Annotated in this window: 19 protein-coding genes; 12 read left to right on the plus strand and 7 right to left on the minus strand. The window is 61.1% G+C overall.

Features of this window, described 5'->3' with window-relative positions; genetic code table 11:
* Both thiD and ABIN98_RS19920 read left to right on the plus strand, forming a co-directional pair.
* A complete protein-coding gene (thiD, locus tag ABIN98_RS19915) occupies positions 1-804 on the plus strand; it encodes a bifunctional hydroxymethylpyrimidine kinase/phosphomethylpyrimidine kinase (RefSeq protein ID WP_346912384.1) in 804 nt (267 codons plus the stop codon).
* Between the two features lies 1 nt (position 805).
* Positions 806-1,918 (plus strand): TRAP transporter substrate-binding protein, encoded by a 1,113-nt coding sequence (locus ABIN98_RS19920; RefSeq protein WP_346912386.1) that lies wholly within the window; start codon positions 806-808, stop codon positions 1,916-1,918.
* Between the two features lie 49 nt (positions 1,919-1,967).
* On the opposite strand, the gene ABIN98_RS19925 is transcribed toward ABIN98_RS19920, so the two are convergent.
* Both ABIN98_RS19925 and ABIN98_RS19930 read right to left on the minus strand, forming a co-directional pair.
* On the minus strand, positions 1,968-2,810 hold the full coding sequence (locus ABIN98_RS19925; protein WP_346912388.1) for a fumarylacetoacetate hydrolase family protein: 843 nt from the start codon (positions 2,808-2,810) through the stop codon (positions 1,968-1,970).
* Positions 2,811-2,866: 56 nt separating this feature from the next.
* Positions 2,867-3,646, minus strand: a complete 780-nt coding sequence (locus ABIN98_RS19930) for an SDR family oxidoreductase (protein ID WP_346912390.1) — start codon at positions 3,644-3,646, stop codon at positions 2,867-2,869.
* A 280-nt stretch (positions 3,647-3,926) separates the two neighbouring features.
* Between ABIN98_RS19930 and ABIN98_RS19935 the strand changes: the two genes are divergently transcribed.
* The 4 genes from ABIN98_RS19935 to ABIN98_RS19950 all read left to right on the plus strand — a co-directional run bounded on the left by ABIN98_RS19935 (position 3,927) and on the right by ABIN98_RS19950 (position 8,557).
* Positions 3,927-4,730: a UDP-2,3-diacylglucosamine diphosphatase gene (locus ABIN98_RS19935; RefSeq protein WP_346912392.1), complete on the plus strand. Its 804-nt coding sequence runs from the start codon at positions 3,927-3,929 to the stop codon at positions 4,728-4,730.
* Positions 4,727-5,761, plus strand: a complete 1,035-nt coding sequence (locus tag ABIN98_RS19940; RefSeq protein WP_346912394.1) for a glycosyltransferase family 1 protein — start codon at positions 4,727-4,729, stop codon at positions 5,759-5,761. The genes ABIN98_RS19935 and ABIN98_RS19940 overlap by 4 nt, the downstream gene beginning before the upstream one ends.
* Positions 5,762-5,857: 96 nt before the next feature.
* Positions 5,858-6,847: a threonine/serine dehydratase gene (locus ABIN98_RS19945; protein WP_346912396.1), complete on the plus strand. Its 990-nt coding sequence runs from the start codon at positions 5,858-5,860 to the stop codon at positions 6,845-6,847.
* 378 nt (positions 6,848-7,225) lie between these two features.
* On the plus strand, positions 7,226-8,557 hold the full coding sequence (locus ABIN98_RS19950) for a globin-coupled sensor protein (RefSeq protein ID WP_346912398.1): 1,332 nt from the start codon (positions 7,226-7,228) through the stop codon (positions 8,555-8,557).
* An 86-nt stretch (positions 8,558-8,643) separates the two neighbouring features.
* Here the strand turns inward: ABIN98_RS19950 and ABIN98_RS19955 are convergent, their stop codons facing one another.
* The gene (locus ABIN98_RS19955) at positions 8,644-9,822 is read right to left on the minus strand and encodes a protein phosphatase CheZ (protein ID WP_346912400.1); all 1,179 of its coding nucleotides are present in this window, start codon (positions 9,820-9,822) and stop codon (positions 8,644-8,646) included.
* A gap of 118 nt (positions 9,823-9,940) precedes the next feature.
* Here ABIN98_RS19955 and ABIN98_RS19960 point away from each other — a divergent pair, with 118 nt between their 5' ends.
* On the plus strand, positions 9,941-11,131 hold the full coding sequence (locus ABIN98_RS19960) for an MFS transporter (protein ID WP_346912402.1): 1,191 nt from the start codon (positions 9,941-9,943) through the stop codon (positions 11,129-11,131).
* A gap of 15 nt (positions 11,132-11,146) precedes the next feature.
* Here ABIN98_RS19960 and dgcA read toward each other — a convergent pair whose 3' ends face one another.
* Together dgcA and dgcN are read right to left on the minus strand one after the other, a co-directional pair.
* Positions 11,147-12,130 (minus strand): N-acetyl-D-Glu racemase DgcA, encoded by a 984-nt coding sequence (gene dgcA / locus ABIN98_RS19965; RefSeq protein ID WP_346912404.1) that lies wholly within the window; start codon positions 12,128-12,130, stop codon positions 11,147-11,149.
* Positions 12,127-13,140, minus strand: coding sequence for an N-acetyltransferase DgcN (dgcN, locus tag ABIN98_RS19970; RefSeq protein WP_346912406.1), 1,014 nt, complete (start codon positions 13,138-13,140; stop codon positions 12,127-12,129). Before dgcN ends, dgcA begins: the two co-directional genes overlap by 4 nt.
* A gap of 174 nt (positions 13,141-13,314) precedes the next feature.
* Here dgcN and ABIN98_RS19975 point away from each other — a divergent pair, with 174 nt between their 5' ends.
* From ABIN98_RS19975 to ABIN98_RS19995, 5 genes are all read left to right on the plus strand, one after another.
* Positions 13,315-14,463, plus strand: a complete 1,149-nt coding sequence (locus tag ABIN98_RS19975; RefSeq protein WP_346912408.1) for an ABC transporter permease — start codon at positions 13,315-13,317, stop codon at positions 14,461-14,463.
* Positions 14,464-14,489: 26 nt separating this feature from the next.
* Positions 14,490-15,299, plus strand: coding sequence for an ABC transporter ATP-binding protein (locus tag ABIN98_RS19980; RefSeq protein ID WP_346912410.1), 810 nt, complete (start codon positions 14,490-14,492; stop codon positions 15,297-15,299).
* 10 nt (positions 15,300-15,309) lie between these two features.
* Positions 15,310-17,307 (plus strand): MlaD family protein, encoded by a 1,998-nt coding sequence (locus ABIN98_RS19985; RefSeq protein WP_346912412.1) that lies wholly within the window; start codon positions 15,310-15,312, stop codon positions 17,305-17,307.
* Positions 17,308-17,363: 56 nt separating this feature from the next.
* Positions 17,364-17,969, plus strand: coding sequence for an ABC-type transport auxiliary lipoprotein family protein (locus tag ABIN98_RS19990; RefSeq protein ID WP_346912414.1), 606 nt, complete (start codon positions 17,364-17,366; stop codon positions 17,967-17,969).
* A gap of 223 nt (positions 17,970-18,192) precedes the next feature.
* Entirely contained in the window at positions 18,193-18,657 is a 465-nt protein-coding gene (locus ABIN98_RS19995; protein WP_346912416.1) for a MarR family transcriptional regulator, read from the plus strand.
* A gap of 351 nt (positions 18,658-19,008) precedes the next feature.
* On the opposite strand, the gene ABIN98_RS20000 is transcribed toward ABIN98_RS19995, so the two are convergent.
* Complete coding sequence (locus ABIN98_RS20000) at positions 19,009-19,725, minus strand: DUF930 domain-containing protein (RefSeq protein WP_346912418.1); 717 nt, start codon at positions 19,723-19,725, stop codon at positions 19,009-19,011.
* 167 nt (positions 19,726-19,892) lie between these two features.
* Positions 19,893-24,949: antitoxin (locus ABIN98_RS20005; RefSeq protein ID WP_346912420.1), on the minus strand; the 5,057-nt coding region annotated here is incomplete at its 5' end.

Here is a 24,949-nt window from a genome sequence, read left to right on the forward strand (position 1 = left end):
ATGACCGCCATTGCGGTGACCATCGCAGGCTCCGACTCCGGGGGCGGAGCCGGTATCCAGGCCGATCTGAAAAGCTTTTCCGCCAATGGCGTCTACGGCGCGAGCGTACTGACGGCGCTGACGGCGCAGAACACGCTTGGGGTGAAGGCGATCCACGACGTGCCGCCGGACTTCATCCGGGCTCAGATGGACGCGGTCTATTCGGACTTGAAGGTCAATGCGACCAAGATCGGCATGCTGTCGCAGCCGGAGGTGATCCGTGCGGTTGCCGAAGGGCTTGAGGCCCATAAGACAGGGCCGGTGGTGTTCGACCCGGTGATGGTGGCCGCTTCCGGCGACCCGCTTGTCGCCGATGAGGCCGTTTTGGTCCTGATCGATGTCCTGGTACCCAAAGTGGATCTGATCACGCCGAACCTGCATGAGGCGGCCCGGATGCTCGACGGCGCCGTTGCCGACGGTGAAGACGACATGAACCGGCAGGCGGAGAGGCTGAAAAAACTCGGTGCGAAAGCCGTCCTGTTGAAAGGGGGGCATGGCTCCGGCGCTGAGAGTGTCGACCTGCTTCTCACGGACGGAGGCGAAACCTGGCTGCGGGCGCCGCGCCACGAAACCCGCAACACCCACGGCACAGGATGCACGCTGTCATCGGCGATTGCCGCGGGTCTGGCGAAGGGCGAGCCGATGGAAGAGGCGGTCAGGCTGGCGAAGGCCTATATCACCGCCGCTATTTTCGCCGCAGATAATCTTCACATCGGCGCCGGCCATGGCCCGGTGCACCACTTCTTTGAGTTCTGGGAGAAATAGGATGACGACTCAAGATACCAGCAAGACGTTGTCGCGCCGGTCCGCGCTTGGGTTGGCCGGTGCAGCGGCGGGAACGGTCCTTTCCGCGCCGGCCTTGGCGGCAGACGACAAGGCAACCCTCGAATGGAAGATGGTCACCTCGTGGCCGAAAAACCTGCCCGGCCCGGGCGTGACCGCCCAGCGGATCTGCGACCGGATCACACTGATGTCCGGCGGCCGTCTTCACGTCCGGCTTTTTGCGGCCGGCGAACTGGTGCCGGCACTCGGCGTGTTTGATGCGGTTTCGTCCAATACGGCCCACATGGGTCATACGGCGTCCTTTTTCTGGCAGGGCAAACTGCCGGCGGCGGTGTTCTTCACCGCCATTCCCTTCGGGCTGCTGCCCCTGGAGCATATCACCTGGATCGAGCAGGGCGGCGGCCAGGCACTCTGGGACGAGCTTTACGCGCCGTTCAACATCAAGCCGGTCATGGCCGGAAACACGGGCGTGCAGATGGGCGGCTGGTTCAAGCGCGACATCGATTCGCTGGAAGACCTGAAGGGCCTGAAGATCCGCATGCCGGGGCTTGGCGGTGAAGTCATGCGCAGGCTCGGGGCAACACCGGTCAGCCTGCCGCCGGGCGAACTGTTTCAGGCGCTGCAAAGCGGCGTGATCGATGCGACCGAGTTCCTCGGCCCCTGGAGCGACCGGGCCATGGGCTTTCAGAAGGTGGCAAAGACCTATTACGCGCCCGGTTTCCACGAACCGAACGGCACCGGCGAGGCGCTTTTAAGCAAGACGGCCTTCGAGGGTCTGCCGGAGGACCTGCAGGCGATCGTGCTGGAGGCCTGCAAGGCGGAAAACGGCCGTGCGCTGGCCGAGAGCGAGTGGGAAAACGCCGCCAACCTGAAGGCGCTGCAGGACGTGGACGGCGTGACGATCAAATTCTATCCGGATGACGTCCTTGAAGCCCTGAGGGCGACATCGGCGGAGGTGCTGGACGAGTTTGCCGCCCGGGATGTTCTCAGCGGGAAGATCTACGACAGCTACAAGGCGGCACGGGCGCAGCTCGCGCCCTGGTCGAACGTGTCCATCCGCCGCTTCCTGAGCGCGCGGGACGGCGACGAAGCATAAGATTGGTGCGCCGGACAGGAGGACCTGCCCGGCGCATGTTTTCGTCCAGCTATTCGGCCACGACCTTCTGGGTCTGCTCGCCGATGCCGGCAATGCCGAGGCGGACCTCGTCGCCGGGCTTCAGGAAGAGTTGCGGCTTCATGCCCATGCCGACACCGGGAGGCGTTCCGGTGGTGACCACATCGCCGGGCTCCAGCATCATGATCGTGGAGAGATAGGCGACCAGCGTCTTGACGGGGAAGATCATCGTCGAGGTGTTGCCGGTCTGGCGGCGCTCGCCGTTGACATCCAGGAACAGGTCCAGGTTTTGCGGGTCCGCGATCTCGTCGCCGGTGACCAGCACGGGACCGAGCGGACCGAAGGTCGGCGCGCTCTTGCCCTTGATCCACTGGCCGGTGCCGTCGATCTGCCAGGCGCGTTCGGAGACGTCATTGCAGACGGTGTAGCCGGCGACATAGTCGAGTGCATCATCTTCGGTGACCTGCCAGGCCTTCTTCGAGATGATAAACGCGAGCTCGACTTCCCAATCGAGTTTCGACGCGCCGCGCGGATAGACGATGTCGTCGTTCGGACCGCTCAGGCTGCTCGGTGCCTTGGAGAATACAAGCGGCTCCGCCGGGATCGGCAGTCCGGACTCCTTGGCATGGTCGGCATAGTTCAGGCCGATGGCGATGAAATGGCCGGTCCGGGAGATCGGCGCGCCCAGGCGCGGCGATCCCTCGACGGCGGGCAGGCTTGCCGGGTCGATCTGCTTCAACCGCTCCAGGTTCCCGCTTTCATAGGCTGCGGCGTCCAGGTCGGCGATATGGGCCGACAGGTCCCGCAATTGGCCGGAACTGTCGATCAGGCCGGGCTTCTCGGTGCCGGCTTCTCCGTAGCGAACGAGTTTCATGTCTGTCTCCCAATCAGGTTTTGGACGGGCGCGATGCCGCGGCAGGACGTGCCCACTCAGAAGGCTGCCGGATAGAGGCCGCCGTCCAGCAGGATGTTCTGGCCGGTGATGTAGCCGGCATGGACCGAGCACAGGAATGCGCAGGTCTGGCCGAATTCCTCCGCGTTGCCGAAGCGGCCCATGGGGATTTCGGCGGCCTGTGCGGCACGGACATCCTCGATGCTCTTGCCGCTCATCTGCGCGGCTCTCTCGAAGCCGCCGCGCAGACGGTCGGTGTCCATCTTGCCGGGAAGGATGTTGTTGATCGTCACGCCGGTGCCGGCGATCTGGCGGCAAACGCCGGCCAGGAAGGCCGTCAGGCCTGCGCGGGCGCCGCTCGACAGGTCCAGTCCCTCGATCGGCATGCGCACCGACATGGAGGTGATGTTGACCACACGTCCGAAACCGCGCGCCTGCATGCCGGGGACCAGCGCCTGGATCAGCTCGATCGGCGTGACCATGTTCTGGACAACGCCGTCCAGCATCGCCTCGCGGGTCAGCTCGGTATAGTCCTTGCGGGGCGGTCCGCCATTGTTGTTGACGAGGATGTCGGCGTCGGGGCAGGCGTCCAGGAGGGCCTTCTGGCCGTCGCTGGTGGAAACGTCGGCGGCAACGCTGGTCACGCCGACGTTGAAGCGGTTCTTAATGTCTGCGGCGGTTTTCGCCAGGGTTTCTTCGTTGCGTCCGTTCAGGACGACATCGCAGCCGGCTTCCGCCAGTGCGAAGGCGCACCCGCGTCCCAGTCCGCGGCTGGAGGCGCACACGATTGCCTTGCGGCCGGCAATTCCAAGATCCATCTCCGTTCCCTTCGAGTCTTCCGTTCATGCCAGGATTTCAGGAACGGCACAGTGTCTTTTGCGGGAGCGGATTGCAAGGGCCAAGCAGAAGGGATCTGTACCTCTCCAGGTGCCCCGGAGTCAGGACGCCGGAGCGCAGTCGGCAAGCAGGGGACGGCAGATTAAACGGGAGCCTTTCCGGCTGTGGCTTAACACCCATTCGCGCAAACGGCGAAGTGTCATAATAATGATACCTGAATCAAGTCTAAGGCGCTCCAATGAATGAATTGGAGTGGAAGTTATGTCAGCGCCAGACAAGTCGCGACATTACCGGGCACTGTTTATTTCGGATGTTCATCTGGGAACCCGAGGTTGTCAGGCAGATTTGCTTCTCGAGTTCCTGAAGGTGAACGATGCCGAGACGGTCTATCTGGTCGGCGATATCGTGGACGGATGGCGTCTGAAGCGGTCCTGGTACTGGCCGCAGCCGCATAATGACGTGGTTCAGAAGATCCTGCGCAAGGGCCGCAAAGGCGCCCGCATCGTCTACATTCCGGGTAATCACGACGAGTTTCTGCGCGATTTCCTCGGAACCCATTTCGGTGGGGTCGAAGTGACCGACAGCATCATCCATGAGACCGCGGACGGAAGAAACTATCTGGTCATTCACGGCGACCAGTTCGACGTGGTGATCCGGCATGCCAAATGGCTCGCCTTCTTCGGCGACAAGGCCTATGTGACCGCGCTGGGCCTGAATACCTGGGTCAATGTCGCGCGCCGCCGCGTCGGCCTGACCTATTGGTCCCTGTCCGCCTGGGCAAAGCTCAAGGTGAAGAACGCGGTGAATTTCATCGGCCGGTTCGAAGAGGCCCTGTCCGACGAAGCGCGTCGACAGGGTGTTCACGGCGTGATCTGCGGGCATATTCACCATGCCGCGGACCGGGACTTTAACGGCATCCACTATATCAATACGGGTGACTGGGTCGAAAGCTGCACCGCCGTGGCCGAGCACCATGATGGAACCTTCGAGGTGATCCGATGGGTCAATCCGGCGCAAACCGAAGCGGTTCCGGTACCGGCCAAGGAGCGTCCGGTCGCCGCATGACATCCATTCTGATTGTTACGGATGCCTGGCATCCGCAAATCAATGGCGTGGTGCGCTCGCTGGAGCGTACCGCAGAGGAACTGGAAGCCATGGGGGTCCGGGTCGAGTTCCTCACTCCGCAAGCCTTTCGCACTCTTCCCTGTCCGACCTATCCTGAAATCCGCCTGTCCCTGACCCATACCGGTACAGTGCGGCGGATGATCGCCGACTATGCTTGCGACCATCTGCACATCGCAACCGAAGGGCCTCTGGGTTTGATGGCGGCATCCGCCGCACGCAAGCTGGGCCAGCCGTTCACGACCAGTTATCACACCCGCTTTCCCGAATATGTCTCGGCCCGGCTGCCGGTCCCGCTTTCCTGGTCTTACAGCTGGCTCCGAAGGTTCCATAATGCCGGGGTCGGCTGCATGGTCGCGACCCGGTCGCTGGAAGACGATCTGCGCGCTCGCGGTTTCAACAATCTGATGCGCTGGTCGCGCGGGGTCGATGAGACGATCTTCAAACCTTACAATGACTCGGTCCTGCCGGCGGATCTGCCGCGACCGATCTTCATGAATGTCGGCCGGGTCGCCGTTGAAAAAAACATCAAGGCTTTTCTGGATCTCGACCTGCCGGGTAGCAAGGTGGTGGTGGGCGCAGGCCCTCAGCTCGAAACCTTGAAGCGCGACTATCCGGAAACCCATTTCACCGGTCCGAAGGTTGGAGAAGATCTGGCACGCCACTATGCCTCCGCCGATGTCTTCGTATTCCCGTCCCTGACGGATACCTTCGGCAACGTGCTCCTGGAGGCACTGGCGTGCGGGGTGCCGGTTGCCGCCTATCCGGTCATGGGACCGCTCGATGTCATCGGCGATACCGGAGCAGGGGTGCTTTCCGACAACTTGCAGGAAGCGGCACTCGCCGCGCTGGATGTTCCCAGAGACCATTGCCGTAAAATGGCTTTGAACTACACCTGGGCGGCGAGCGCTCAGCAGTTTCTCGACAATGCCCGGCTTGCCCGGGACAGGGATGCTGTCGCCGCTGCTGCTTGAGCTAGTCTGTTTTCCATTCGGCTGAATGATGCTAGGTCTTGATGAAGCCGGCCGTTCTGGCCGGGGGATTCTCGTACTTGTTCAGGAAAAGCGATCATGACCGACTGCGTGGCGCGCGCCGATATCGAGGCTGCCCGGAAGCGCCTGGAAGCCTATGCCGTCAAGACGCCGTTGCTTCGGTTTCCGGTCCTGGACGAAGCCGTCGGCGGAACGGTCCTCATCAAGCCGGAAAGCCTGCAGAGAACGGGATCCTTCAAGTTTCGCGGGGCGTTCAACCGGATCAGTCAGATCCCGGAAACGGACAGGTCCAGGGGTGTGGTGGCGTGTTCGTCGGGCAATCATGCACAGGGCGTGGCTGCCAGTGCCAAACTTCTCGGAATTCCGGCGACGATCGTCATGCCGGAGGACGCGCCGGCGATCAAATTGCAGCGGACGCGGGATTACGGGGCGACCATCGTCACCTATGACCGGTCGACGGAAGACCGGGATGCGATTGCTTCGGAGATTTGCGCCAGGACCGGTGCCGTTCTGGTGCATCCTTATAATGATCCGCAGGTGATTGCCGGACAGGGAACAGTCGGCGCTGAAATCGCCGAGCAGGCCAAGGCCCTAAACCTTCTGCCTGATGCGGTGCTGGCCTGCACCGGCGGCGGAGGCTTATCGAGCGGAATTGCACTGGCCCTGGAAAGCGATCTGCCGGATGCGGTGTTTCACACGGTCGAACCGGAAGGCTTTGACGATTACGCCCGCTCACTTGCCTTTGGAAAGCGCGTTGCCAATGACAAGCTGTCAGGATCGGTCTGCGATGCGCTGATGTCGCATGAGCCAGGCGAAAACGGCTTTGCAATTCTGAATCGCCTCGGCGTTCAAGGCCTGACGGTTTCAGATGGTGAGGTCCTTGCAGCTGTTGCGTTTGCCTTCACGGAATTGAAGCTTGTGGTGGAGCCGGGAGGGGCTGCGGCGTTGGCTGCCGTTCTGTCCGGGAAGATATCCGCTGCCGGTAAGGTTCTCGCCGTGGTTCTGACGGGAGGAAACATAGATCCCGCCATGATGCAGAGGGCACTTGATAATAAGGGATACTTATAAAATACATCGCAAAGATATTTTATGTTGTGCGGGTTGTGTTAGAGAATTAAGTTTTATTTCCATCACTTTACGTAATATGATGTTTATATGACGTAATTTTATAGAATAAATCTATTTTGTTCATATTTGTTCTATTTTTCTGCAATCTTTCCTGAGTGTAACTCACTTCCGTTTCCATCTTTTACGCAATTCATTCTCCGAAATTAACCTAAACATAAACCCTGACGGGCTAAAGCCTTATGGAAATGTTCGGTGAGGTCGTTGGGTACTTCTTAAATATTTACCCAGCCGTATCTGGCCGGCGATCGCGGATATCGGAAATCGGCCAGGCTAACCCGCAGGCCTGGCCTAGTAACACGTAAATTATATGAGGATGTGATGTCGGACCAAGGCATTCATAATCGCGTCAGGTTTTTTAAACTCTCCAGCGAGGACTATGAGACGGCTCGCTCGGTCTGGCCCTTTGTGAAGAGCAATCTGAAGCCGGTGCTCGAGGACTTTTACGCCCATGTGGAGACGGTTCCTCATCTGGCAGGTCTCGTGGGCAAGGACCATTCGCGCCTGATGGCGGCCCAGGAGCGGCACTGGGAAAACCTGTTTACCTCCGGTGTCAGCGCCGACTACGTGGAAAGCGCGCAGCGCATCGGGCTTGCCCATGTGCGCATTGGTCTGGATCCGACCTGGTACATCGGCGGCTATTCCTTTTTCCTGAACAGGCTGATCAGCCTGTTGCAGCGAAAATATCGCTTTTCATCCGGCAAGTCGGCCAAGGTGCTGCAAGCGATTACCAAGCTCATCATGCTGGATATGGATGTCGCCATTTCCACCTACCACGACAAGATGATTGCGGACGCGGAAGCCCGTGAAGAGAGCATCCGGCAGGCGATTAACGAGTTTGATGGCGTCATGGAGGAGGCGATGACGTCCTTCGGCTCCGCTTCAAACGATATGGCGCAGACCTCGGAAACCCTTCTGTCGGCGGCGACCGATATCAACCAGCGTATGTCCAGGATGGAGCAGTCCTCCGGAGAGACGGCAAACGGTGTTCAATCGGGGGCTGCCGCCACGGAGGAAATGACCAGTTCGATCGAGGAAATCGGACGCCAGGCGGCCATGTCCAGCAGCGTCGCCCAGAAAGCGGTCGACGGCGCGCAGAAAACAAATCGCTCGGTTCAGGAACTCGCAACCGTTGCCGAGAAGGTCGGCTCCGTGATCGGTTTGATTTCGGAAATCGCGGAACAGACCAATCTTCTGGCTCTGAATGCCACCATTGAAGCCGCCCGGGCCGGTGAGATGGGCAGGGGATTTGCCGTCGTCGCCGCGGAGGTGAAAGATCTCGCCGGACAGACGACCAAGGCGACCGAAGAGATTACCGATCAGATTGCCGCGATTCAGCGGGCGACGCGGCAATCGGCGCGCGATATCGAGGAAATCACGGAAACCATCAACCAGGTTTCGGAGATCGCGACCAATATCGCGTCTGCCGTCGAAGAACAGACGGTTGCGGCTTCCGAGATCTCGCAGAATGTTCAGATTGCTGCGTCCGGCGCCCGGGACTTCTCCCAGGAAATCATGGCCGTGCGGACCACTTTGGGTGAATCGGAACGCTCCGCCGGCAAGGTCTCGGAAATGTCCGGCCATTTGAAAAGCCATGCCGAGCGCCTCGAACTGGAAGCCAGGACCTTCTTCAGCAAGGTCCAGGCCCGGTAGCCCAAACGGTCCGTCTCAGGCTGACAGCGAAACGAAAAAAGGCGCCGTGGTTTCGGCGCCTTTTTTGTGTTCGAAACGAATTCAGATCAGTTGAACAATGCCTGCCGCTCGGCCTCTGACAGCTCTTCCAGCGGATCCTTGGCTTCTGCTTCGGCGCTTTCTTCTTCGGCCTGTTCCCAATCCGCATCGGCGGCGGCTTCGCTCGCCTCGGCGTCGAACAGCTTGTCGATTGCCGCTTCGTCGAGAACTTCGGCACTTAAATCGTCATCGGCTTCAGCCGTATCGACAGGCGGAATATCGTCGTCTGCTGCCGCTTCCGCCATTGAAACGTCTTCGCCGTCATCACCTGCATCCGGTCCGAACATGTCGTCGATCGCGGCGGCGTCCATGACGTCGTCGGCGCCGTCGTCCGCGGCCATGAGGGCTTCGATGTCAGCCTCGCTGGCGACCGATGCTGCCGCGTGGCCGGAATCCGGCTGGGTGTCGGCATCAAAGGACGCGGAATGGGCCTTGTGCGTTTCCTCCAGGGCGGCGTCAAACACATCCCCGGAAACGGCCATCAGCTCGTCGACATTGGTCTGGCTGACGCCATGACCTTCCCTCTGCGGTCCGTTCAGCAGATGGGCGTCCGGACGGGTGTCCACCGGACCGGCGTCTTCCTCGGCTTCGTGATCCTCGATGCCCCAGATGCTGATCATCAGGTTGATACGGCTTTCCAGATAGCGCAGGACCTGCACCACCTTGGTGGTCCGCTGACCGGTCAGGTCCTGGAACGAGCAGGCCATGAAGATCTCGGTCGCCTTTGCGTCGATATCGTCGCAGACAGCGTCTTCGGCCCCCTGTTCGCGCAGCGTCCAGGCTTTTTCCTGGATCTGCTCGGCGGCTTCCAGGATCGACTGGGTCGCGCCTTCGGTCTGGGTTACAATGGCATCGAGTTCGTGGGAGGCGTCAATAAACCGGTTGGTGTGATCGCCTTCCTGCTTGATGTTGGCGATTTCGAGCTTGGTGCGCTCGATCGCATCATGCATTTCGGCAATATCCAGCCGGATCCGGTCCAGGTCCGGAACCTTGCGCTGCCGGGTCATGGTCTTCTCAAGGCGGTGAATGGCCGCGAGAATTTCCTGCGTTTCCGGCGTCTGGTTGCGCTTTACAAACTCGGCCAGGAACCGTCTGCCCCGATCAGACTCCATGAGCGTCTGTTCCAGGGTGCGGTATTCGATCTCTCCGATTGAATCCGGCTCCGTCTGTGCTTCCTTAGTCTGCATCTGAATCGTTTCTCAGCTTGCCTTGGGCCACAAATAGCCGTAACTCGGACGACTTCCCGATCAGCCTAGAGGCATAATCGTTAACATTGCTTTAGGCGGTCCGACGGATTTAAGCATTATGCCAGAAACAAAGACGGGCCTTCCGGGATGGGTCGGCGCATTATTTGCCAGCCATTTCCTCGGTTTCGGCCTTTTTCTGCCGTTCTTTCCGCTTGTCTTGGAGGCGCGCGGTTTAACTGTCGATGAAATAGGTTTTGTCCTCGGTCTCAGCACGGTTGTCCGGATCGCGGCCAATCCGGTCCTGACAAACCTGTCCGACCGGACCGGCCGTCGCCGGATCTCCATTTTTGCCTATTCCGTCCTGAGTGGCGTGTTCCTCGGTGGATTTGCCGCCACCAGCGGCATCACCAGCGCCTGGGTGACCGTCGCCGGCCTGATGGCTTTCTGGTCGCCCATCGTGCCTTTGTGCGATGCATATGCCCTGGATGTCGTTCGCAATACCGGGGCGGATTATGCGCGGATGCGTCTCTGGGGGTCGGTTGCGTTCGTGGTCGCAAACCTGGTCGGCGGCTGGCTGGTTTCAGTGGGGAGCCCGCTGCTCCTGGTTGCCGGCCTTGCCGTCAGCGTCCTGTCGACGGGGGTCGTTGCCATCTGCCTGCCGGGGCAGGCCTCCCGCCATGAGGAGGAGCAAGCCGGACCGGACAAACCGGCAGCCGTGTTCAGGTCACCCTGGTTTATTGCGGTGCTGTGGATCGGCGGATTGCTGCAGGCAACCCACGCGGCCTACTACGGTTTCAGTACGATCTACTGGGTGAGTGCGGGCATCGACAAGCTGTCCATCGGCTCCCTGTGGGCAATCGGGGTCGTGGCCGAGATTGCCCTGTTTTACGTGGCCAAGCGCCTGAACACGCGCTTCGGTCCGCTGCAATTCCTGATGATCGCGGCGGGCGGCTCCATCGTCCGCTGGGGCCTGTTTCCCTTTGCCGAGGACCTCGTGGCGATCGCTGCGCTCCAGATCCTGCATGCGATATCCTTCGGGGCGGCCCATCTGGGTGCGGTCAGTCTTCTATCGAAGGTCGTGCCGCGGAAATGGTCCGCCACCGGACAGGGGCTTCTGTCCACATCCAGCGGGCTGCAGCTTGCGCTCGGTCTGGCCATTTGCGGACCGCTCTACAATCTCAATCCAGGCTATCCGTTCTGGGTCATGGCGCTGGCCGCAGCTGTGGCGCTTGCTGCGCTTCTGCTCCTGCGGCCGCTCCTGACGGCAAAGCTGCAGGCAGAAGGTGACAGGCTGTCCGGCGGATCCTAAAGCATCGCTGCCGGGTCAGCCCCAAAGGGCCGGTTCGGGCGGATAAAGCAGGCTGCCTTCGAATTTCAGTCCCGGTTCACGATCTTTCGTCAACAGCAGCGGGCCGTCGAGATCCACATAGTCGGCGGTCTGCGCCAGCAGCATGGCAGGTGCCATGGCAAGCGATGTGCCGAGCATGCAGCCGATCATGGTCTTGAACTCGAGGGTCCTTGCGTCCTTCAGGAGCAGAAGGGCCTCTGTCAGGCCTCCGGCCTTGTCGAGCTTGATATTGACCGCGTCATAGCGCTTGCGCAGGGAGGCGAGATCCTTGCGGGTATGCAGGCTCTCATCCGCGCAGACAGTAACCGGGCGGGCCAGGCTCTCCAGGGCGCCGTCATCGCTTGCCGGCAGCGGCTGTTCGATGAGTTCGACGCCGGTCTCCAGGCAGGCGGCCATGTTTTCGGCAAAACAGCTTGCGTCCCAGGCTTCGTTGGCATCGATGATCAGACGCGCATCGGGGGCATTGGCGCGCACGGCGCGGAGGCGCTCCGGATCGCCGGCGCCGGCGAGCTTGACCTTCAACAACGGTCGAGAGGCCGCCTTGCGGGCCGCCTCTGCCATGGTCTCGGGCGTGCCGACGCTGATGGTATAGGCGGTCGTGACCGGTTTCAGGGCGGCCAGGCCTGCGAGATCGGCTGCCGTTTTTCCAGATATCTTTGCTTCCAGATCCCAGAAGGCACAGTCGACCGCGTTGCGGGCAGCACCTGCGGGCATGGCAGCCTGCAGTTCCGCTCGGGTCATCCCGGCCTCGATGCCGGGGGCGATCGCCCGGATCTGCTCCGCCACGCTGTCCAGGCTTTCGCCGTAGCGGGCGTAAGGCACGCATTCGCCGTGACCCCGGACGGAGCCGTCGTTCAGTGTCACGACAAGGACTTCGGCATGGGTGCGGCTGCCGCGGGAAATGGCGAAGCCCCCCGCGATCTCGAAACGTTCGGTGTCCAGGCTGACGGAGATGCTCATGGGGCGCCGTATTCCGACACGACCTGATCGACGATGGCGTCCATGCCGAAGCGGACCGGATCGGTGGCCGGCAGGCCGTGTTCTTCGCCGATCTTGGCGAGATAGCCCCAGGCCTCGGATTCACCCATGGCGGCGGTGTTCACCGCAATCCCGATGCAATGAATGTCCGGATTGGTCAGCTTGCCGCATTGAATGGTCAGGTCGATGACCTGCTGGATGGTCGGCAGGGGCGTCTGCACGCCGCGCATGTTGGTCCGGGTGGGCTCATGGCAGACGATGAAGGCATCGGGCTGAGATCCGTGCAGAAGACCCAGTGTCACGCCGGCAAAGGAGGGGTGGAACAAGGAGCCCTGACCCTCGATGATCTGCCAGTGATCGTCATCGGTTGCCGGTGAAATCCACTCGGCGGCCCCGGAGATGAAATCGGCGACCACCGCATCCAGCGCAACACCCCGGCCGGAGATGAAGACACCGGTCTGGCCGGTGGCGCAGAAACTGCTCTTGTAACCCCGATCGACCATTGCCTTGTCCATGGCAAGAGCGGTGTATTTCTTGCCGACCGAGCAGTCGGTTCCGACCGCCAGGATCCGCTTGCCGCTGCGCTTCGTGCCCTTGCCGGTGGCAAAGGTCTCGCTGGAATGGCGCACATCGTGGAGTTTCCGGCCGGTTCGTTCCGCGGTTTCGCGGATGGCATCGACGCTGCCCAAGCGGACATGCAGGCCGCTGGCGACGTCCATGCCGGCCTCAAGCGCCTCGACGATCGAAGCGACCCAATGTTCGGGCAGGCGACCGCCCGCATTCACGGCGCCGACGATCATCGTCTTTGCGCCTTTTGCGGCCGCATCGGCGATGGCCATGTCGGGCAGGCCTGTATCCGCCACGCAGCCTTCAAGACGATTCTGGCCCAGGCACCAGTCCTTTCGCCAGTCGACGATGCCAGTGGCCGTCTTGGCCGCCAGCGCGTCGGGAACGTCTCCGAGAAACAAAAGATACGGGTGTTTGATTTCCATGGCGCATATTTCCGGTTTCGGGGCGGAACTGTCCGGTAATCGGGTATTTTGATCACGCTTGCGCGCCAAATCCCGATTGCCGTTCGGTTCGAGGGGCCCATGTCTGGACGATGAACTCTGCTCTCAGGTATAGGAGGGAGTGCATCCGAGCGACAAGGGGGTCATGCAGCCTCAATGGCATTCCTGGATAAAATTATCGCGCCGGCGTTCAGTCTCGACGGTTCGGTTCCCGGACGGAAGACCCTGGCGCTGACCGGCGACTGGACGGTCAATTCGGCGGAACGCGCGGAAAAGCTGCTCGGGTCCATCGATCTTGCCCCGGTGCAGATCGTTTGCATCGACATTTCCAGGATCGACAGCCTCGACACCAGCGGTGCATGGCTGGTGCACCGTTTTCGCGGAGCTCTCGAGTTCGGTGGCAAGCGCACAGAACTGATTGGACTGGATGAAAAGCGCAAGATCCTGTTCCGCGAACTGGAAAAGCATCATCCGCCGGCCTGGAAACCGGATCGCCAGAGGTTCTCGATCGTCGGTTTTCTCGAGGCGACCGGCCGCGTCGGGGTCGATGTCGTCAAGGACGCGCTGGCGATGCTGAATATCCTCGGTACGCTCGGCGCCGTGCTCGCAACGGTTCTGCCGCATCCGAGACGGTTGCGGAGCATATCGGTCGCGGTTCAGTTCGACCGGTCCTGCATCGGCGGCGTTCCGATCGTTGCCCTCATGAGCTTCCTGATCGGGGCCATCATCTCACAGCAGGGCGGTTTCTATCTGAAACAGTTCGGGGCCGACGTCTATGTGGTGGATCTGGCAGGTATTCTGATCCTGCGGGAGATGGGAGTGATCCTCACCGCGATCATGGTGGCAGGCCGGTCCGGGTCCGCCTTTACCGCGGAACTGGGGTCCATGCGCATGCAGGAGGAGGTCGACGCACTGCATGTGATCGGCATGAGCGTGACGGAAGTCCTGGTCCTGCCGAGGATTCTCGCGCTGATGATCGCCTTGCCGATCCTGACCTTCATTTCGGACATCTCGGCCCTGATCGGGTCCGGTCTGGTGACGTGGGTCTATCTGGATATTCCGCCCCAGGCCTTCCTCGTGCAGCTTCAGGCGGCGATTTCGACAAAAACCCTTATGATCGGTCTGGTCAAAGCCCCGTTCATGGCGCTGATCGTCGGTCTGATTGCCTGCGTGGAAGGTCTGAAGGTCGAGGGATCGTCGGAATCGCTCGGCCGTCACACGACCATGTCGGTTGTGAAAGCCATTTTTCTGGTTATCGTGGTGGACGGCGTTTTCGCCATCTTTTTCGCTGCCATCGGTGTCTAGGTCTTTGATTTCAGGAAAGCAGTTTCATGTCACTGGCCGAACTATCCATAGACGACACCGTCGATCAGGAACCTGCGACTGGCGATGACATTATCCTGTCCGCCAAAGGGGTCACGGTCGGTTTCGGCACCAAGATCATCCTTCAGGATCTCGATCTCGATGTCCGGCGCGGAGAAATCTTAGGCTTCGTCGGCGGTTCGGGAACGGGCAAGTCGGTCCTGATGCGGGCGATTCTCGGTCTGACGCCAAAGCAAGCCGGGACGATCAGTGTTTTCGGTCACGATCTTACGGGTGTTACGCCTGCGATCCGCAAGTCCATCGAACGGCGCTGGGGGGTCTTGTTTCAGCAGGGCGCCCTGTTTTCGTCGCTTACCGTGAAACAGAACGTCCAGGTGCCCATGCGGGAGCACCTCAGGCTGTCGCCGCAGCTGATGGACGAACTGGCGCTGTTGAAGCTCGAGTTGGTCGGTTTGTCGCAGGACGCGGCCGACAAGTTGCCGTCGGAGCTTTCGGGCGGCATGATCAAGAGGGCCAGTTTGGCGCGTGCGCTTGCACTCGACCCGGATTTGGTGTTTCTGGACGAGCCGACCTCGGGTCTCGATCCGATCGGGGCGGCTGCATTTGACGAACTGATTAAGAATCTCAGTGAGACGCTCGGTTTGACGGTCTATATGGTAACGCACGATCTGGACAGCCTGCATTCCATCTGCGACCGGATAGCCGTTCTGGCGGACAAGAAGGTATTGGCGATCGGCACCCTGGACGACATGATGAAAAACGACCACCCCTGGATCAAATCCTATTTCCAGGGCACGCGCGCTTTGCGCCGGATGTAAGGGCCGTATCATGGAAACCCGGGCCAACTATATCCTGATCGGCAGCTTCATGATGGCGGTGCTCCTGGGCTCGTTCCTGTTCGTCTATTGGCTCGCCGTCACCGCGGAATCCCGGGAAAACGTCTTCGTGAGGATTATCTTTCCGGCCCCCGTCACGGGCCTGCCGGTCGGTGGACAGGTGTTGTTCAACGGTATCCCGATCGGCAACGTCAGCGCGCTGGATTTCGACCCTCAAAATCCGAAGGTCGTGGTGGCGACTGTCCGGGTCAAACCCCACACACCACTCCGGACGGATACGACTGCATCCCTCAATTTTACCGGCCTGACAGGTGTGGCCTACGTGGATCTGAACGGCGGCAGTCTGGATGCGCCTTTGCTGATCAAGCCGGATTCGGATGAAGTCCCGGTCATGCATGCCGAACGGTCCCTGTTCGACGATATCGTCAGCGGGGCACGGGATGTTCTCAAACAAGCCGATTCGGCGCTGAGCAGCATTGACGGTTTCCTGAAGGAAAACAGTCCGACGGTGACCAAAACATTGAAGAACGTTGAGGAATTCTCCTCCGCACTGGCCGCCAATTCCGATGGCGTGTCCGACTTCATGGCAAACCTGTCATCGGTTTCCAAGGCTCTGACCGGGCTTTCAGGGCGTATGGAGAAACTGGTCAACGAGGGAGAACGGATCCTGGCCGCCGTTCCCTCCGACGATGTCACCAAGATCGTCCAGAATATCACGGAGTTCTCCGATGGCCTGGCCAGTGCGCGCCAGAGTATCGACAAGGTCATGGCCGATGCGGAGATGGCGGCAAAGGATCTGCAAGCCTTTACCGGCGGCCTGAACAGCAGCCTGGAAGACGTGCAGAACATCGTCAAGGCGGTCGATCCGGAGGATGTCAGGAAGACGGTGCAGGGGGCTGCGGCGATCGGAGAGCTGCTTGAAAAGCGCAGCCCGGAAATCGACAGCCTGATCGCATCCACATCTACGGCCATGGATAACATCAGCGAAATTTCGGGGACCATCCGGGACCGGAAGGAAGCCATTTCCGACGTGATCAAGAGCACCAACACGGTGATCAGCAAGGTCGACACGTTCATTACGCGCGGGAACGAGCTTGCCCAGGCAATCGATCCGGACCGGGTGTCGAATATCGTGGCCAATGCGGACACTTTCAGCGCGGGGTTGAACAGCACGCTTGGGAATGTCGATCAGATCGTCGCCAATATCGACCCGCAAAAAGTGGGTGAGGCGGTTGATGGAGCGGCTGCGGTGGTGGCGAACATCAACGCGCAGAAAGAGCAGATCAACGAGATCATCGCGTCGACGAAATCTACGATCCAGAATTTCGAAGCGTTTTCGGCAACCGTGCGGGGCGAGGATGAGCGCATCGTTGCGCTGGTCGACGATGTGCGTGCCGCCGCCAATGCCTTCACGCAAACGCTCACAGATGCCGACGGTATCCTGAAGGCTGTGGACCCGGATCAGGTGTCGAATATCGTCGGCTCGGTTGCCAATGTCACGGGCGGCCTGTCGGAGAACAAGGACAGCATCGACGCCATGATTGCCTCGGCGCGCAATGCCGCGGCCAATGTGGAAAAGATGACGAACGACCTGTCGCAACGCACGCCTGATGTCGACCAGATCATCACCGACGCAAAGGAAATGACCGCGACACTGAATGCGACATCCACGCGGATCCAGGGGATCGTGGATCAGGTCGGGACCATGGTCGAGGGTGACGGCGAAGGCCTGGTGGTCGAGGCGACAAAAGCGGCCACGGCCATTCGCAAGGTGGCCGAAGCCTTCGAATCGCGGGCCGATTCGATTGCCGGTGGCCTGTCGAAGTTCGCAAACCAGGGGTCCGCGGACTTCGTTGCCGCGATGTCGCAGGTCAATCGGACACTTGTCTCGATCCAGCGGGCGGTAGAGAGTTTCGATCGGAACCCGAACCGGATCATTTTCGGCGGCGAAGCAGTGCCGACCTACACGGGCGGCGGACACAGAAGATAATCGGCGGCCGGACACACGGGTGAGGCTGCGGAAAGGCTTATGGGGGCTTTTAAGGCATGAGTAGCGGATCGGCACATATCAGCCGAAGGCGGTTCCTGGGCGTTTGCGGGGCCGGACTGACGCTTGCCGGCTGCGCCAGCTCGGGCCCTGCCGCGCTTTACGGCATTGATGCGGCCAGCGTCCCGGCAAGCGGCCAGCGCCAGAAAAGCAAACAGGTCCTGGTGCCGCGGCCGCGTGCCCTGAAGGCACTGGATACCGAGTTCATCGCCGTGGTCGACAAGGGCCCGGTCTACAGCTACTTCCCCAAGGTTGCCTGGGCCGATTCCCTGCCCAGTGTGGTGCAGTCCAAGATCGTCCAGACCCTGGAAAACACCAATCGCCTGCGCGGTGTCGGTTTCCCGGGCGAAGGCTTGCTGATCGACTATCAGCTGCAGACGGATCTCAGGGCCTTTGAATTCCATGTCGACGGCACCGACAGAGGGGTTGTCGTGATCGCTGCCAAGCTGGTCAACGATCGCAACGGCCGCACAGTCGCCAACAGGGTGTTTCGCGCTGAAGTTGCGTCCGGCGGGACCTCCGTCGATCAGGCGGTCGCCGCGATGAACAGCGCCGCCGACCGGGTTTTCTCCGAAATGGCCCTTTGGATCCTGGCAAGGGTCTGAGCGGCCCCTTCCTGCTTCGGTCGAAACGGCCCGGGTCGGATTTTTTCCCAAAGTCAGGCAATCCATGCATTCTTTTGTTGCCTAACCGTCCTGCTCAAGCGACACTTAGTTCCAAATGTAACTAACAGGCGCCTGCCTGGCCTTATGGATTGCGTTGTCGCTGATCCGGCCGGCGGAAAGACCTGGATCAGGAGGACGTGCATCCAATGGGGCGAGGGCGGACATGAGCGGACAAGTATCGGTTTCAGATGAAGTCCGGTTCGATCTTCAGGCGTTTCTGCCGTATCGGATTCGCGTTTTCTATACCGACGTGACGAGTACGTTGTCGGAAATCTACATCCGGGACCATCGCCTGACACCATCTGAATGGCGCTCCATGGCAATCCTCGGCGCCACCGGCCGAATGCCGGCAACGGAAATCGTCGAACGCTCGAGCATGGACAAGGTGTCTGTCAGCCGGGCAGTGAAGAAAATGTATGAGCGCGGCCTTCTGGAAAAAACCAATAATGCCGAAGACGGCCGGAGTTCGCTGCTGAGCCTTTCCGAAAAGGGTCGGGCCATCTATTTCGATCTTGTGCCCAAGATGCTGTCGGCGGAGGCGCGCATGTTCGACGGGGTCAGCGATGAGGAAGTGTCGGCCTTTGTCGCGACCATGGCAAAGGTCCGCAAAAACCTGCAGAAGGCCTAGGACATGAACTCATAAATGAGGTTGAAATGGTATGAGCCGATTTGTCCGGATGCGAGGCGCAAGGTCGCAGGAAACCACCCGGTTTTCAAGAACTTGCAACGCTGCAGCCGGGCAAATCGGCCATATCCTGAAAGGACGCCGAAACGGCTTCGATCTGCTGCGTCGAACCGCTCAATCGGGCAGTAAGCCCGCTTCTCGCACTTCTCCTTGCAGCTCTTCGCCGTTTACAGCGCCATTCCAGCCTCATTTATGAGGCCATGTCCTAGAGCATCGGGCGATAACTTTGAACCATTTGGCCGGTGCGCTTTTGCCCGCTGACTGCATTGGCTTGCGCTTGTGGTGGGAAAGGTTTCAGTCGACGCTTTCCACCCGTTCAGGCAGGGAATAGGCCTCCCATTTGCTCCGCGGAATTTCGCGGCCGACGGCGAATTCGAAAGCGACGACGGATGTCAGGTCCGCGGTGGTCTCGCATCTGAACCGGATTTCATACCAGCTGTTACCGTGGTGAAAGGCTCCGCCGTCGGCTTCGATCGCCTGGCGGCCGGTGAGCCGCACATCTGATTCTGCATAGGCGACCAGAAAATTCGGCTTGAAGCTGGGGTTCCAGCGATGGACCTGTTCCAGGGCTTCGAGATTGCACAGCTGGATGATCCGGTCCTCGCTTACGAGCTGACGCAGGCGCATTTTCGCCTTCCGGCTCTTGGGGTTGTCCAGGATAGCGGCGGCATAAAGCTGCTTGGCCCGGATCATACCGTCTGGCGTTTCCAGCCGGGCGGTCCGGGCTTCCACGGCGGTATCGTCCGACGGGGTGGGAGAGGGAGGTGCATCGTCCATCCGTTCTACCGGCGCCGTGTCCTCCGGCACGGGTTCGAGATCCGGGGATGGAATGATCGGGACGGGGGTGGGCACGATGATTTCGACCGCTATTCCCTTGATGATCTCCGGCTGGGGAAGATGTTTCAACGGGTTCAGGCCAAGCGCAGTTCCGGCGAGGAGATGAACGACAAGGGCGAAGCCGGCCCAGAGCCAGATCGTCCTGTCTTCATGGAAGAGCGCCGAGTTCCACATGCCTGGAACGACCTGTCCTCATGGTTCGCTGTTTTCGGGAAATCGAAAAACAAGCCCGCCGGTACCCCTACGACGGCGGAAAAGGGTAGCGACAGGATGAGGCGGTGATCAGGGCATAAAAAAGGCGGCCATGGGGCCGCCTTTTCCGTGTTCGGGGTTTTTCCGTCTTAATCGAGACGTCCGCTGGCATGAGCCAGCATGGTGTAGACCTTGCCGGTATCCGACGTCAGGTATGTCTGACCCAGCATGTTGTCCCGGTCGTTGCGCGAAACCTGGGCGAGCAGTTGCTCGAAATCGGCCACATAACGTTCCACGGCGGTGCGGAATTCCGGATCGCGGGAGTATTTCTGGCTGATTTCATCAAAGGTCTGCTGACCCTGCAGGGTGTAGAGCCGGCGGGTAAAGACATGCCGTTCGCCCCGCTTGTAGCGGTCCCACAGGTCGACGAAGGTTTCGTGATCGATGGCCCGGGCGATGTCCACGGACAGCGAGTTCAGGCTTTCCACCGTGTTCAGGGATGCGCGCTCCTTGTTGGGAGAGGCATCTTCCTCATCGCGCGAGGCACGGCGAAGCAGGTCGGAGACCCAACCCTTGCCGGCGCTCTGCGGTTCGCTTGCCGGTGACGGCCGCCGCGGCGCTTCGCTCTGCCGGGACGGAGCGGATGCCCGCGGAGCCGGCTGGCTCGGTGCCTGGGACCGGCTCGGAACCTGGAAGGCGGGAGCGGGGGCTGCGGCTTGCGGGGCAGGTGCCGCCGCAGCGGTAGCCGATGCGGTGCGCTCCTGCGGCCGCGAGATATCGAGCGCATTGGACTGTCTTGCGACGATGTCGGACAGTTCGGTCAGCGCCCGGATCTGCTCGTTGACGACCTTGCGCAGGGCCGCGGTGGATTCTTCCGCTTCGTCCGGCAGGTTGAGGACGCCCTGCTTGAGCTCGTTGCGGGTGGCTTCGAGTTCGCGGTGGACGTCGCGGGCCGTGTCGCGCATGCGCATTGCGGCCTCGTTGAAACGTTCGGACGCATCGGAAACCGTGCGCGACATTTCCGACATGATGTCGTCCTGAGCGGAGCGGATCGCATCGCGGGCCTTCTGGCCTTCCATGCCGGCCGTAAGCCGCATGGATTCGAACTGCTCGGTGACCTGCTTGGTGGCCGCTTCAGCGGCCGCGCCCAGCATGCCTGCGGCTTCGCGGGCCTTGTCGTCGGCTGTCTCCAGCGTCTGCGACAGGGTCTCGGTGAAGGACCGCATGAGCTTGTCGACGGCTTCCGTCTTGGTCAGCAGCGTGTCGGCGACCTCTTCGATTGCGGTCTTGCGTTCGGAGACACGTCCCTCGACGGAGCGGTTGGTGTCTTCCAGATAGCGGGCCGCGGAGGTCAGCTCTTCAGTCTGATTGCCGAACTTGTCGGTCAGGTTGCGGACGTCGGCGAGCGTGGTCATGACCACATCGCGCAGAGCATCCACCTGTTCGCCAATCAGGCCGGTCGTGCTGGTGGTATCGGTTACCGCCCGATCCACGGCGACCCGGAACTCGTTCACGCGACGGCCGAGGCTGACCTCGACGTCGTTGAGGTTCGTTCCGGCAGCGGTGAGGACGGTCTGCAGGTTGGCGTTCGTGTCCTCAAGCTTGGTGAGGATCTCCGTGACATCGGCTTCAAGCTGCTGCTTGGTGGAGAGCAGGGACTTGGTCGCCTGGCTGCTCCGCTCGTCGATGCTGGCAACGATCCGCTCGCCGGCGTCCATAAGGGAGCGGGTGGCGTTGAGACCGTTCTGGGCGAAGGTATCCGCGACTTCCTTGCCCTTGATGTTAATGGCATCGAGGATCGCGGTGTGGATCTCGCCGATGCGGCCGGTCAGGTCGGTCGCCCGTGCCTCGATGGCGGTAATCAGGGCGTTGCCGTCGGTGCCGATCAGCTTGGAGAACTCGCCGGACCGGTCGCCGAAGGCCTGGTTGAGGGTCGAGGCCTTTTCGAGCATTTCGGAGGCAACCGCATTGCCGCGCTGAACCAGAAGTTCGGCCGCTTCGTTGACCGCGCTGTGGACGCGGGCGCGAACCGTGTCGGCCTCGCCGGACATGCGGCCCCGGATATCTTCCAGGGTCTTGTTCAGGGTGAGGCGGGCCTGCTCACTTTCCGCGGACAGGTTGCCGGAGATCTCGGCGATGGTGCGGGACAGGTCGCTGCGGACCTTCTCGCTCTCGCCGGTCAGGGAGCCGGAGAATTCGGCGATCGTGCCGGCATAAAGCGTGCGGGCCTTTTCGCTTTCGGCGGTCAATGTACGTGCGGCGTCGGCGACGGCCGACAGAAGCAGGCCGCGGACCTTTTCCCCTTCGCCGGACATCTTTTCAGAAGCACCGTTGAGGGCTTCCTGAATGATGTCGTGCATCCGGGTGCTTTCGGTGGACAGCGTGCTGCCGGCTTCCGAAATGATCTGGGTGAGCAGATCGCGGGCCTTTTCGGTTTCTGTGCTGAGCGCGCCGGAAATGCTTTCCAGGCGATCGTTGAGCACCGTTTCCAGCTGGCCGGCACGGGTGTCCAGGGTCTCGGCGACTTCGAACACCTTGGCGCCCAGGGAGACATTGATCTCGGCAATGCGTTCCGACAGGGACTCCGTCAGTTCTTCGCTCTGGCGGGCAAGAACCGTCCCGGCCTCGGCAAGGCGATTGTCGAGCGCGGTCGTCATTTCGCCCTGTCCGTCGACGAAGGCCTTGGCGATTTCCTTGGTCCGGTTGATCAGGGTTTCACTGATCTGGCGAGCCCGGTTGTCCAGGGTTTCGTCGATCCGCTCGGTGCCGGAGGTCATGGTGAGCGCCAGATGTTCCGCTTTTTCGGAAATGGCGCCGGTTGCGACGTCGACATGTTCGGTCAGAATGCGGCCGATTTCCTGTGCCCGTTCAGCCAGGGTGTTGCCGGCGGCTTCAACCCGCTGGCCGAGCTGAAGCGTGATCGCATCGGAACGGTCGGCAAGGACGTCGGTGATGTTGCGGGTCTTGTCTTCCAGCGTGTCGCTGATGCTGACCGTGCGCTGATCGATGGCATCGGAAAGAAGTGCGGTCCGCGTTTCAAGCGCCGCCTCGAAGGAGGCCGTGCGCTGATCGAGGGTCAGGTCGATCGTGTTGATACGGCTGTCGAGCGCAGCGTCCAGGCTGCTGATGCGGGTATCGAGTGCTGCCTCGAAGGAGTTGGTCCGCTGATCGAGGGTCAGGTCGATCGTGTTGATGCGGCTGTCGAGCGAAGCATCCAGGTTGCTGATGCGGGTATCGAGGGCCGCTTCGAAGGAACTGGTCCGCTGGTCGAGGGTCAGGTCGATCGTGTTGATACGGCTATCAAGCGACGCATCCAGGCTGGTCAGGCGGGTTTCGAGTGCCTCGGTCAGGATCTGGGTCTTGGCATCGAAGGCATCGACCAGCTGGCCGCCACGTTCGGTGACAAGTCCTTCCAGATCGTTCAGGCGGCTCGACAGGCCTTCCTGCAACTGCTGGCCCTGGACCTCGATGGTCTGGGTGATGTTGTTGCCCACCTCGGCAAACTCCGCGGTGACACGTTCGCCACGGCTCGCGACGAGTTCGGCAAGCTGGGTGCCCGTGTCGGCCAGCTTCTGGGTGATCGCGGAGGTTTCGTAGCCGAGGGATGCGGAGATTTCGGTGGTGATCGAGTTCATGGCTTCGCGGAACAGAACGCTCTGCTCTTCCATGGTCGACGCGATTTCCCGGCCGCGCTCTGCCAGACGCTCGTCCAGTTCGATGCCGTTGACGGAAATTGCCGTGTAGATGCGCTCGGAAATACCGCCGAGTTTTTCCGCCAGTTCGCCGCCGCGTACGGTGATCGTTTCAGTGAGGGACCCTGCGGTCTCGTCGAGCTTGGAGGCGATTTCGCCGCCGCGCAGGGACAGGTCGACAACGATCGACTCGCCCGTGCCGCGCAGGATCTCGGCGACCTCGGTGCTGCGGTCGGACAGGGTGTCGACGATTTCCGCGCCCTTGACGGAAATGGTGTTGGTGACTTCCTGGCCGCGTTCGGAAATGCTTTCCACGACCCGGTCGCCGGTTTCGGCGAGCGCCGTATCCAGGCTGGTGACGCGGGAATCGACCGTGTTGATCAGCTCTTCGGTGCGCGACGTGATCGTGTCGATCAGTCGGCCGCTGGTCAAAGACAGGTTGGCGTTGATTTCTTCGCCGCGCAGGGTGATCGCCTCGCCGACGGTCGCGCCGGTGGATTCCATCGAGGTGCGGAATTCTTCCGCCTTGTCGCTCAACGTCTGGACGACGTGGTTGCTGGAAGCCGAAAGGGTTTCGTTGATGTCGGTGCCCTTGGCGGACAGGGTCTCGACGAAGCTGGCCGCGGTCTGGGCGAACTGCTCGTTGATGTCGGTGCCGCGGGTGGTCAGCGTTTCCCAAAGCTGGGTACCGGTCGACGACAGGTTTTCAACCAGATCGTTGCCGGTGGTGCTGAGTTGGGTGACGTAATCGTCTGCACGCGCAGTCAACGAGTCGACCATCTCGTTTCCGGTCGCGCTCAACTGCGTGACATAGTCGTCCGCGCGCAGGGACAGCGCTTCGATCATCCGTTCGGTCGCGGAATCGACCGAGGTGCCGAACTGGTCCGACGTGGAGGAGAGCTGAGCGGCGAAGCTTTCATGCGCGCCGGAAATGGTTTCGCGGACCCGTTCCGCATTGATGGCGATGGATTCACGCTGGCTGACCAGTTCCTCGATCAGCGAGCGGATCTTCAGTTCGTTCTCATTGTAGGACCGCTCCAGCGACGAGACCTCGTTATGGACGAGGACTTCCAGTTCGCTGGCCCGGGCGATGGCGCGTTCGATCCCGTCCCCCATGGCGGACACTTCGCGGCGGATGGCCTGTCCCACGCTGAGGATGGATTCCTTGGCCATGCTTTCCGGCTCTGCGAGGCGCAGGGCAACCTCGGTCATGCCGCGGGCGACGATGCGCATTTCCTGCGCGCGCCAGATCATCATGGCCATGACGAAGAAGAAGATGACCGGGACGACGATGCCGATGCCGGCCAGAATCAGTGCAGGCGAATTCGCAATGGAGCCGAAGTCGGTGATCGTGGAGAGCTGGTCGCCGAAGGAAGACGCGAACAGGCTGCTGCCGACGCCGATCCACAGCACGCTAAGGGCGAGCGCACCCCAGAATGGTGTCGAGGACGGGCGGCGCTGAAGCGCGAAAATAAGGTTGCCGATATTGCGGCGGTCATCGTTGGCTGCAGGCG

Origin of the sequence: uncultured Roseibium sp. (assembly GCF_963675095.2) — a bacterium.
GTDB lineage: Bacteria > Pseudomonadota > Alphaproteobacteria > Rhizobiales > Stappiaceae > Roseibium.

What these genes read in the sequence shown, in the direction of transcription:
- dgcA (WP_346912404.1), bottom strand. Translation starts at nt 12,130, where the DNA reads ATGAGCATCTCCGTCAGCCTGGACACCGAACGTTTCGAGATCGCGGGG.
- ABIN98_RS19945 (WP_346912396.1), top strand. Translation starts at nt 5,858, where the DNA reads ATGACCGACTGCGTGGCGCGCGCCGATATCGAGGCTGCCCGGAAGCGC.
- ABIN98_RS19955 (WP_346912400.1), bottom strand. Translation starts at nt 9,822, where the DNA reads ATGCAGACTAAGGAAGCACAGACGGAGCCGGATTCAATCGGAGAGATC.
- thiD (WP_346912384.1), top strand. Translation starts at nt 1, where the DNA reads ATGACCGCCATTGCGGTGACCATCGCAGGCTCCGACTCCGGGGGCGGA.
- ABIN98_RS19995 (WP_346912416.1), top strand. Translation starts at nt 18,193, where the DNA reads ATGAGCGGACAAGTATCGGTTTCAGATGAAGTCCGGTTCGATCTTCAG.
- ABIN98_RS19975 (WP_346912408.1), top strand. Translation starts at nt 13,315, where the DNA reads ATGGCATTCCTGGATAAAATTATCGCGCCGGCGTTCAGTCTCGACGGT.
- ABIN98_RS19950 (WP_346912398.1), top strand. Translation starts at nt 7,226, where the DNA reads ATGTCGGACCAAGGCATTCATAATCGCGTCAGGTTTTTTAAACTCTCC.
- ABIN98_RS19920 (WP_346912386.1), top strand. Translation starts at nt 806, where the DNA reads ATGACGACTCAAGATACCAGCAAGACGTTGTCGCGCCGGTCCGCGCTT.
- ABIN98_RS19985 (WP_346912412.1), top strand. Translation starts at nt 15,310, where the DNA reads ATGGAAACCCGGGCCAACTATATCCTGATCGGCAGCTTCATGATGGCG.
- dgcN (WP_346912406.1), bottom strand. Translation starts at nt 13,140, where the DNA reads ATGGAAATCAAACACCCGTATCTTTTGTTTCTCGGAGACGTTCCCGAC.
- ABIN98_RS20000 (WP_346912418.1), bottom strand. Translation starts at nt 19,725, where the DNA reads ATGTGGAACTCGGCGCTCTTCCATGAAGACAGGACGATCTGGCTCTGG.
- ABIN98_RS19980 (WP_346912410.1), top strand. Translation starts at nt 14,490, where the DNA reads ATGTCACTGGCCGAACTATCCATAGACGACACCGTCGATCAGGAACCT.
- ABIN98_RS19940 (WP_346912394.1), top strand. Translation starts at nt 4,727, where the DNA reads ATGACATCCATTCTGATTGTTACGGATGCCTGGCATCCGCAAATCAAT.
- ABIN98_RS19935 (WP_346912392.1), top strand. Translation starts at nt 3,927, where the DNA reads ATGTCAGCGCCAGACAAGTCGCGACATTACCGGGCACTGTTTATTTCG.
- ABIN98_RS19925 (WP_346912388.1), bottom strand. Translation starts at nt 2,810, where the DNA reads ATGAAACTCGTTCGCTACGGAGAAGCCGGCACCGAGAAGCCCGGCCTG.
- ABIN98_RS19960 (WP_346912402.1), top strand. Translation starts at nt 9,941, where the DNA reads ATGCCAGAAACAAAGACGGGCCTTCCGGGATGGGTCGGCGCATTATTT.
- ABIN98_RS19930 (WP_346912390.1), bottom strand. Translation starts at nt 3,646, where the DNA reads ATGGATCTTGGAATTGCCGGCCGCAAGGCAATCGTGTGCGCCTCCAGC.
- ABIN98_RS19990 (WP_346912414.1), top strand. Translation starts at nt 17,364, where the DNA reads ATGAGTAGCGGATCGGCACATATCAGCCGAAGGCGGTTCCTGGGCGTT.